At 48.3% G+C, this 8,515-nt stretch carries 9 protein-coding genes; 2 read left to right on the forward strand and 7 right to left on the reverse strand.

Annotated features, from left to right (window positions below; all coding sequences use genetic code 11):
• Positions 1 to 12 precede the first annotated feature (12 nt).
• From NZM05_10940 to NZM05_10965, 6 genes are all read right to left on the reverse strand, one after another.
• Positions 13 to 981, reverse strand: coding sequence for a response regulator (locus tag NZM05_10940; protein MCS7014126.1), 969 nt, complete (start codon positions 979 to 981; stop codon positions 13 to 15).
• Positions 982 to 1,203: 222 nt separating this feature from the next.
• The gene (locus tag NZM05_10945; GenBank protein MCS7014127.1) at positions 1,204 to 2,844 is read right to left on the reverse strand and encodes an ATP-binding protein; all 1,641 of its coding nucleotides are present in this window, start codon (positions 2,842 to 2,844) and stop codon (positions 1,204 to 1,206) included.
• Positions 2,845 to 2,933: 89 nt separating this feature from the next.
• Complete coding sequence (gene upp, locus NZM05_10950) at positions 2,934 to 3,554, reverse strand: uracil phosphoribosyltransferase (protein ID MCS7014128.1); 621 nt, start codon at positions 3,552 to 3,554, stop codon at positions 2,934 to 2,936.
• A 123-nt stretch (positions 3,555 to 3,677) separates the two neighbouring features.
• Positions 3,678 to 5,360 (reverse strand): S41 family peptidase, encoded by a 1,683-nt coding sequence (locus tag NZM05_10955; GenBank protein MCS7014129.1) that lies wholly within the window; start codon positions 5,358 to 5,360, stop codon positions 3,678 to 3,680.
• Positions 5,361 to 5,695: 335 nt separating this feature from the next.
• Positions 5,696 to 6,211, reverse strand: coding sequence for a roadblock/LC7 domain-containing protein (locus tag NZM05_10960; GenBank protein ID MCS7014130.1), 516 nt, complete (start codon positions 6,209 to 6,211; stop codon positions 5,696 to 5,698).
• A gap of 144 nt (positions 6,212 to 6,355) precedes the next feature.
• The gene (locus NZM05_10965; GenBank protein ID MCS7014131.1) at positions 6,356 to 6,718 is read right to left on the reverse strand and encodes a roadblock/LC7 domain-containing protein; all 363 of its coding nucleotides are present in this window, start codon (positions 6,716 to 6,718) and stop codon (positions 6,356 to 6,358) included.
• Between the two features lie 203 nt (positions 6,719 to 6,921).
• On the opposite strand from NZM05_10965, the gene rplU reads away from it, so the two are divergent.
• On the forward strand, positions 6,922 to 7,218 hold the full coding sequence (rplU, locus tag NZM05_10970; GenBank protein ID MCS7014132.1) for a 50S ribosomal protein L21: 297 nt from the start codon (positions 6,922 to 6,924) through the stop codon (positions 7,216 to 7,218).
• Positions 7,219 to 7,246: 28 nt separating this feature from the next.
• Entirely contained in the window at positions 7,247 to 7,516 is a 270-nt protein-coding gene (gene rpmA / locus NZM05_10975) for a 50S ribosomal protein L27 (GenBank protein MCS7014133.1), read from the forward strand.
• A gap of 322 nt (positions 7,517 to 7,838) precedes the next feature.
• On the opposite strand, the gene NZM05_10980 is transcribed toward rpmA, so the two are convergent.
• Positions 7,839 to 8,435, reverse strand: coding sequence for a ferritin-like domain-containing protein (locus NZM05_10980; GenBank protein ID MCS7014134.1), 597 nt, complete (start codon positions 8,433 to 8,435; stop codon positions 7,839 to 7,841).
• Positions 8,436 to 8,515: the final 80 nt, after the last annotated feature.

Genomic DNA, 8,515 nt, shown 5'->3' on the forward strand with positions numbered 1-8,515 from the left:
ATGCATGCCATGTTAATTTTTCTTCAGCAAAGAGTGCGCTGCCTGCAGATTGCTTTTAAGTGAGCTGGCCTTCTCCTTTTGTTCGGTGGCTTGCTCTTTTGGCACTGTTTGTCCTGCTGGCTTATTTGTAGCAGCGCTTTCTGGATGATAGTGAAGGTATTCACTGCTCTTTGCGGTAGCTTCTCTCAGCGCACGCTCGAGCTGTTCCTCTGTCGTCGGCTTTGGAATATACTTGAAGACATTCAGTTCATTGACCGCTCGCACAATGAGCTTGACATCTACCGCATCGGTCAGAATAATGATAATCGCTTGTGGTCTTTCTTGCTTCAAGGTTTGCAGGAAATCTACCCCATCATACTCGCCCAGCTGCAGCTCGCTTACAATCACGGAGATTTCTTTCTTGGAGAAAATTTGAAAGGCCTCTTCGACCGTATCTGCCGCTAAAATTTCGTAAATGTCTTCGAGCTTGCTAACCAGATGCGCAATCTCTTCCTTGCTGTATCCGATGAAAAGCACACTCGGTCTTACTGATGGCTTGGGTGGCGCACTGACTGGCGCAACAGGCATCTTTGTTACACCCACTGCTGATGTCCTCAGCGCAGTGATTCGGTCGTAAATTTGCACGCCTAAGCGCACCACACTTTGCAGCATTTCAGGACGGCAAGGCTTGTTGAGGTAGCGGAAAATCTCACCTGCGTTGACGGACTTAATTACGCTCTCCAAATCCGCATAGCCTGTTAGTAACACACGAATCGTATCAGGGCTAATTGTCTTTGCTTGACGCAATAGCTCATGCCCGGGCATCTCTGGCATACGTTCATCGCTGATAATGACCTTAATAGGGTGCTGGCGCAGAATTTCCAGTGCTTCAAATCCGTTTTGGGCGGTGTGCACCTTGTAGTCAAAGTCCAGCAGGTCGCGCAACGAATTGAGCATCAGCGGCTCATCGTCGACCACCAAGATGTGCGAGAGTTCCTTCATTATCTTTCTCCTTGCCGAAGTTCAAAAGCGAGTTTTGCAAATTTAGCTAACAATGCCTTACAACTGTTTATCGCATTCGAGAGGTCAAGAAAACACTGTGCTTAGATTTTACCACGCACAGCTTGTCAGCGAGCCAACTGCCAGTCTCATCGCCTATTTAGGCCTTTTGCCTAGCTGAGCTACACTATGCTTTCGCTTTATCGCCCTCATCAGTGATTTTTGTTACGAAGCGATGTTTTCCTTTTGCTCTGCAACCACATTGCTGCGCCTTGTTTGCCGCAGCGGCAGCGTAATCGTAAACTCTGTGCCTCTACCGACTTCACTTGCGACCTGAATAGTGCCGTGATGCTGCTCAATGATTTTATAGACAATGGACAGCCCAAGCCCTGTCCCTTGACCTACTGGCTTTGTAGTAAAAAATGGCTCAAAAATTTTTTTCAAGTTCTCCTCTGGAATCCCGATGCCTGTGTCTGCGATTTTGATGATGGCTTTATCGCCTTCGGTCAGCGTCGTGATGGTAATTTTACCAAATTTTTCAATTGCTTGCGTCGCATTGGTAATAAGGTTCAGAAATACCTGATTGAGCTGTGCTGGATAGCATTCAACCATCAAGTTCGGTGCATAGTTTTTGATGACCTCAGCTTTGTGTTTTACCATATTTGTCGCGATCATCAAGGCTGAATCAATGCTCTCTGCCAGATTTACCAACTTGCAGGTTGCTTCATCAAGGCGAGAGAAGTTGCGCAAGTTGGTTACCAGTTCTTGAATGCGCTGCAAGCCGATGTTGGATTCACTAATAGTTCGGCGCGTGCGTTCTACCAGTGAAAGCTCTTCAATGCGCAAGACCATGCTACGGATATTTTCCAGCTGTGCTTCTAACTCAGCCAGCTCGCCTTCGCGCAGCATTTTTTCCATTTTTTGATACTCTCTGAGTGCACGCTCCAAAATGCCCACATTGCGCTCAATGACGCTAAGGTTATTGGTTACAAACCCAAGTGGCGTATTGACCTCGTGTGCAATGCCTGCAACCATTTGACCCAGCGATGCCATCTTCTCCGACTGAATGAGCTGCGCCTGCGTGCTTTTCAGGTCGCTCAGCAGCTTTTCGACACGCTCTTTTTCGCTTGCTAACTGATTGCGCTGACGCAGAATTTCATCGGTACTCTGTTGAATGATTCTATCGCGCTTGCGCAGCGAGATGGTCAGCCGAACTGCCATTGCAAAAAACACACCTAAGCTCAGTAGGAGCGCTGAGACCTGCAAGGTTTGCAAGCGTGCAATGCGCTCATTTGACACTTCACCCAATGTCGTAATAAAGCGCTGGTTTGCATTGAGAATAGCATCACTTTCTTTTACCATTGTCTCCACACATTGCTCCAGCAGCAGTGTATCAATACGGTCAGCGCTTGCAGCCGCCAGTTTGAGAAACTTCTCTCGGTGTGGTTGCCAGAGATGGTCAATGTTGCCCCACGCTTGCACTGCTTTTTCTTCTTCAATTGGTTTGACTGCTACAGCTGTCCCGAACAATGTGGCAGGGCCACCTTCTCTGAGTGCTCGCTGCAACTCGTCAAATTGTCGGATAGACGTTGCAAACTCTTTGAAGGCTGTATCGTATTGCGTTAGCATAAAAAATCTCAGGTGCATATCGCGCAAGCTTTTTTCCGCGCGCTGCCACTCACGTGCGCTTTGCGTCGCTAGTGCAACCTGTTTGGCATCTTCTTCACTGCGCTGTGCCAGCACATAGTTGATCACAAAGATAGAAGTGACCAGCAGCAAGAAGGCAATCGCATACAGCACCAGTTCGCCGTAATGCCCAATTTTTACCGCTTCTGGCGCGTTTTCAGTCGCTGTGTTTTTTGTCATTTTTGGGTCTTTTTTCTTGAAAAATGTGCCCCTGTGCAGTAGTTTCACCTCTGCCAGTCAGTATCAGGCGCTATTATGTCTCACCTTAGCTATGTGCCGAATAGCCTATCGCCTGCATCGCCTAGGCCGGGCAAGATGTATTTTTTGTCGTTCAGCTCTCTGTCTAATGTTGCTGCATAAATTGGCACTTCTGGGTGATGCTGGCTGAAATGTCGCACCCCCTCTGGCGCAGCCACTACCGAGACCAGCGACAGGTTTCTTGCACCTTTTTCTTTGAGCAAACTCACAGCCATTGTGGCACTTCCCCCTGTCGCCAGCATCGGGTCTAAGACAAAGCAATGTAGCTCAGAGATATTCTCAGGAATGTTCGAGTAGTAAAAGTGCGGCTGATGTGTAGTGTGGTCACGCGAAACCCCAATGTGTGAGACAGTGGCGTTTGGTAAAAATTTCAGAAATCCATTTTGCATACCTAGTCCCGCTCGCAACACTGGCGCAATCAGAAACTTTTCTTTCAGGCGGTAGCCCACCGTCGGTTCAAGGGGTGTTTCAATATGCACTGGCTCAAGCGGCAACTTCTCAAAGATTTCAATCGCCATAATTTCTGCCAGCCGCTCTAAGGCTGAACGGAACAGCTCTTCTGAGGTGTGCTTATTGCGTAGCACGGTTAGCTCACACTTCAGAAGCGAATGTTCAAAGACAGTGAGTTTCATAGTGGCTCTGTGACCGCGTTGAAAGTTGCCGCTTGCAGCCTTTTGCTCTACTTTGTTTTCGCTTGTTCAAGCCTAAGATAGATGTCGCAAGTATGCCCAGTCTCTGCCTATTTCATGCACTGCTCACTTTGCAGTTCCCAGCTTTGCCAGTGCTTCTGCTTTTGGGAAGAGCTTGATAGCTTCTTGCACGATGTTGTCTTCGTCGGCAAAAATCATTCGTTCATACTTAGAGCCCCAGATTTGGCGTGCTAAGTTGCCTTTCACCGCATTTTTCAGATAGCGCTCATCACGGTTGTAGTCGGCTTCGACGAAGGGGATATTTTTCTTCGCTGCCAGTGCAATCAGCTGCTTCATCATCTCTGAGCTGACCTCAAACTCCTTTCTGAACTTTTCAAAGTTGTGCTCATACTTTTTCTTGAAAGCAGGGTTTTGCTCAATGTAATGCTGTGCAAATTCATCAAAAATGCGCGCAGAGCGTAACTGACGGTAGTAGCGCGTTACCGTGTCGGGCCAGATGAAGTAATCGGGCATAATACCTCCCCCTCCTAGCACAATACGCCCTTTGTCCGTCTTATAAGGCTTATGAATGGAATCAGGCTTGATGAACATGCTGGCTTCAATGGGTTCGTTGCGTCCACGCAGCTCTTGTGCTTTTCTTTTGACCTCAGGGTCAGGGCTATTGATGCCTAGTTCGTTCCAGCCTCTTTCTTGAATTTCTGCGTAATATTCTTCTCTCCCGCGTCTGCCCCCGTCATAGGGTCGCTGGATAGAGCGCCCTGAAGGCGTGTAGTAGCGTGCAATGGTTACGCGAATCTGTGAGCCATCCGGCAAGTCAAAGGGGCGTTGTACCAAGCCCTTCCCGAAGGTCGTCTCGCCTACAATCAAGCCTCGGTCGTGGTCTTGCACTGCGCCAGCCACAATTTCCGACGCAGAGGCGCTGGCCCGATTGACCAAAATGATTAGCGGCTCTTTTTCAAACAAGTCCCCCGGCTTGGAGAATGCATTTTCCTCTGGTGCACTGCGCCCTTTTGTATAGACAATCTTCTGCACCCCTCCCAAAAGTTCATCCGAGACCTTGATAGCCTGATCCAAGTATCCGCCTGGATTCTGGCGCAAGTCTAAGATGAGTTTCTTCATTCCTTTGGCTTTTAGCTCCTTGAGGGCTTCGACAAACTCGTCATGCGTGGTTTGCACAAAGCGGTCAATGTAGATATAGCCAATGTCGTCGCGCAGCATCATTGAGACCCCGACGCTGTAGGTCGGAATCTTATCGCGCGTAATGACAAAATACAGCGGCTCTTTTTCACCTGGGCGAATGATTTTTACCTTTACTTTTGTGCCTTTCGGTCCTCGCAAACGCTTGATGACACCTTCTCGCGTGATGCCAATTGCTGAGGAGTCATCAATTTCCACGATTTTATCACCTGACTGAATGCCCAGCTTATCGCTCGGCCCACCGATAACTGGCGCCACCACAAAGAGTGTGTCGTTGAGCACATCGAACTCAATACCAATTCCCTCAAAATTGCCTTGAAATTCCTCCTTTGAACGACGATTTTGCTCTGCCGACAGATAGGCAGAATGCGGGTCTAAGCGCTCCAGCATTCCTTCAATTGCGCCTTCGGTGAGTTTCTGCGTATCCACATCATCTACGTAGTATTTGGAGACAAACAGAAAAGCTTGCGAGAATTTGCGCTGCTGTTCATAGAGATTGTCGCTCGAGATGCTGGTCTTGATTTGTGTGCCGACCAGAATACCAAAAATCAAGACTCCAACGATAAGTATGCCTAATGAGAAACGTCCCATGGTTCGGTCTGTTACGTTTGTTTCAGGTTTCAAGAAAATTTCATGTTTTATGGGAACTGCTGCAACTTCTGATGCTTGAAACAAGGGCTACTCATTCGTATCTTGGTGAAAAATAGGACACAATTCATTCAATCGCAATTCAGCCTCAAAAGTTTTGCTTTGCGGAGCAGGTGTTCTTTCCTCTTTACCCAACGCACTGCAGCGCATTGCAGAAATGCTTGCAGCGTTGCAGCACCGCCGAGCAACGCCCACCTCACCAAGACTTGTGCCTGTAACCTAAGAATGCAAAAAGGCGCAACAACTGCGCCTTTTTTACCCTGCAAAACAGGTTTGGCTTAGCGGCCTCCTTCTCCCAGTGTCTTATTGAGCTGCTCATCCAGCAGCGAGCTAAAGCTGTCGTCGAAGATGTTTGAGAGATCGACTTCCATCTCCTCCGATGCGATCACCTCCAAAAGCTTCTCTTTGGCTTTTTTGGAGTAGATGCGGATTGTGCCCGGCGGAATGTTAGATTTGAAAATAATCTCCAAAATGTATCGCTCATTGATACTGACAAGATAAATGCTACGCGATTCGCCCTCATGAAAGAGCACTTCAAACGAAGTCTTCTCGCCGATTTGCTTTGCCATTTCAGCGGTGGCTACAAAATTTGAGGCTGCCAGCACGCTGAACACTTCCAAATCCTTATCCAGCAGGCCGCCATGCTTTGCTAACACTTGCCCTGTCATATCGCCTAAAATCACCGCTGTCGAACCTGTCTTGGTCGCAAATTCTTTCAGGATTTTCTCTGCAGCGTTGATTTGGTTTTCCGTCAAGTATACCTTCCGAAAGTCATCTTTGCCCGGGAAGCTCATAACGATTGGTTGATTTGTTGTTTTCGAAGACAGTTTCAATTTTTGCTTACACTACCCTACGAACATTCTTCATTTGATTGGGTGCAGGTCTTACGCTCTAACTTGAGCGATGCGTCCTACTACCAGTTTGCTCAACGCTGCTTGCTACAGCTGTTTTTGGAGTTCAGGCACCAACTTGGCGACCTGATAGCGGATGTTGCCTAACATTGCGCTTTGGTCCGCAATCACTGTCAAAATCACATTACCCTCAGGCAGCAATTTTGAAAAAATAATACCATTCTCATACTCCACCATACTCTGCTCTACCCTTCCCACATTCAGTTCTGCCCCAATGCTATCTGAGCTATGCAGTCCCCCAATTACAATTGCTCCAACCGTCTCCATATCAATTGTGGCACCTTCTCGCACTTTTTGCTCAATTACAAAACCATCTCGCCCGATCAACGCTGAGGCTCTTACACCATCAACTTTCGTTAGGGTCTCAAGTAACTCAGAAATTTCTACCATTGTTAGGTGGCAAAGGTGTTGCGCAATTATGAAGATACGACAATATATCTTGCCGAAATCGAAAATCCAAAGACTTGCAGCTTGCAATTGAGAACGGGAAATAGGTTAAGTCCCTACTCACTCTTTTCGTCTCTGAATTCTCTTACAGACTTGACACTTTGCCTTTCGCACGCTATATTTGTAGCTCATTTTTGCAGGCAATTATGAAAGCACTTGTCGAGATTTCGGATAAACAATTTTTCGTCCAGCAGGGTGACAGGCTCTTTGTGCCTAAGCAGAAAGCCAGCGAAGGAGACACTCTTACGCTAAGCAAAGTTCTGCTCACCAGTGATGGCACCAGTGCTTCGCTTAACCCATCTGTCTCGGTAACTGCGAAAGTGCTCCGTCACCTCAAAGGTGAAAAGGTGCTGGTCTTCAAGAAGAAGCGCCGTAAGCGTTATCGCCGCACACGTGGGCATCGGCAAGATTACACGGAAATTGAGATTCTTTCAATCGCATAACTGAAACCTTTGGAAAGGACACTTCCATATGGCTCACAAGAAAGGTGCAGGCTCCACGAAAAACGGTCGTGATAGCAACCCGAAATATCTTGGTATCAAAGCCTTTGGCGGTGAGTTTGTCCGCGCAGGCTCTATTATTGTGCGCCAGCGTGGCACGCTCTATAAGCCCGGTCAAAATGTTGGTCTTGGCAAAGACCACACGATTTTCGCTCTAAAAGATGGCAGGGTTGTCTTCAAGAAAGGCAAAAACGACCGCACCATTGTTGGCATCGAACCTGTGCTCGCTACCAGCGAGTAAGTCCTTTGCCTCCGTCAAGTCTTGCAGGGCGAGAGCGTATCTCTCGCCTTTGCTTTTTCTTCCGTAAACGGCCTAGACCGCCCAGCTCTGTTCCCCTGATGCTAAGTAACAGGACACTTAAGAAACGAGAATGACAAGCCACTTGTGCTAACCTGCGAAGTCAGCGAAAACAAAGTTAGTTTGCCTCGTCAGTGCTGCTTGCTATCACCTTCAGGAGTTATCTTTCGCTGCTTTTACTTAGAGCAATTAGAATGTTTCCTAGATTGGAGCGTCGCTCAGCAAAATTCCTCATCTTTATGCGAATACAGTCACAATCAGGTCGTTAAACGTTTCTCGATAGCAGCCTGAATAGTGAGTTATCAATCGCGCCCGCGAAGTTGCCGCCGTTCAGCACGCCTTTCAAAACGATGAAGTGCGAGACCTCGATTGGAAAGACGTTTGCGAAAAACTCTCGAATCTTTGGTTCGGAGACGCGCGAATTGAGCCAACGGAAATAGCCCTCGCCCGCTTCGTATTCCAAAATCATCGCCAAGCGCACCACGTCGTTCTGCGTGGCGTTGGGTCCGAGTTGATTGACGCGCGGGTCGGGTTGCGCCGCGTCCAAACTCACTTCGGCTTGTCCGAACTCGCGCAACAGACGGTTCAGGTCGGCTAAATGCCCTTGGTGATGTCCCGCAAAACTCACGGCGGCGTTGAGAATCGCTTGATTCGTAATCAGTCCCGATTGCGCGGCGGCAAGATAAGATTTGATGGCGACGGCTTCTAGCTGCGCGCCCTCGCGCACGAACGAAAGGTCGCTTTCCAAGTTGCCTGCGCTCGCGGTCGGCGATGTGTCGCACGATTGAAGCAATGTTGCGCCCGCCACGGTTGCGCCCAGTCCCGCCACGGCAGTTCGTTTGAGAAAATCTCGTCGATTCATTGCTATGTTTTGCGTTTTGAAAGTTAGAAGATAACAATGAGCAGAGCCCTAAACGTCCAATCATCAGGGTCTAAACGGCG

The organism is Chloroherpetonaceae bacterium (assembly GCA_025056565.1).
In the GTDB taxonomy this organism is placed as follows: Bacteria; Bacteroidota; Chlorobiia; order Chlorobiales; family Thermochlorobacteraceae; genus Thermochlorobacter.

Excerpts from the sequence above, each read along its gene's own strand:
- NZM05_10945 (MCS7014127.1), bottom strand. The coding sequence starts at position 2,844 with ATGACAAAAAACACAGCGACTGAAAACGCGCCAGAAGCGGTAAAAATT.
- rpmA (MCS7014133.1), top strand. The coding sequence starts at position 7,247 with ATGGCTCACAAGAAAGGTGCAGGCTCCACGAAAAACGGTCGTGATAGC.
- upp (MCS7014128.1), bottom strand. The coding sequence starts at position 3,554 with ATGAAACTCACTGTCTTTGAACATTCGCTTCTGAAGTGTGAGCTAACC.
- NZM05_10955 (MCS7014129.1), bottom strand. The coding sequence starts at position 5,360 with ATGGGACGTTTCTCATTAGGCATACTTATCGTTGGAGTCTTGATTTTT.
- NZM05_10965 (MCS7014131.1), bottom strand. The coding sequence starts at position 6,718 with ATGGTAGAAATTTCTGAGTTACTTGAGACCCTAACGAAAGTTGATGGT.
- rplU (MCS7014132.1), top strand. The coding sequence starts at position 6,922 with ATGAAAGCACTTGTCGAGATTTCGGATAAACAATTTTTCGTCCAGCAG.
- NZM05_10980 (MCS7014134.1), bottom strand. The coding sequence starts at position 8,435 with ATGAATCGACGAGATTTTCTCAAACGAACTGCCGTGGCGGGACTGGGC.
- NZM05_10940 (MCS7014126.1), bottom strand. The coding sequence starts at position 981 with ATGAAGGAACTCTCGCACATCTTGGTGGTCGACGATGAGCCGCTGATG.
- NZM05_10960 (MCS7014130.1), bottom strand. The coding sequence starts at position 6,211 with ATGAGCTTCCCGGGCAAAGATGACTTTCGGAAGGTATACTTGACGGAA.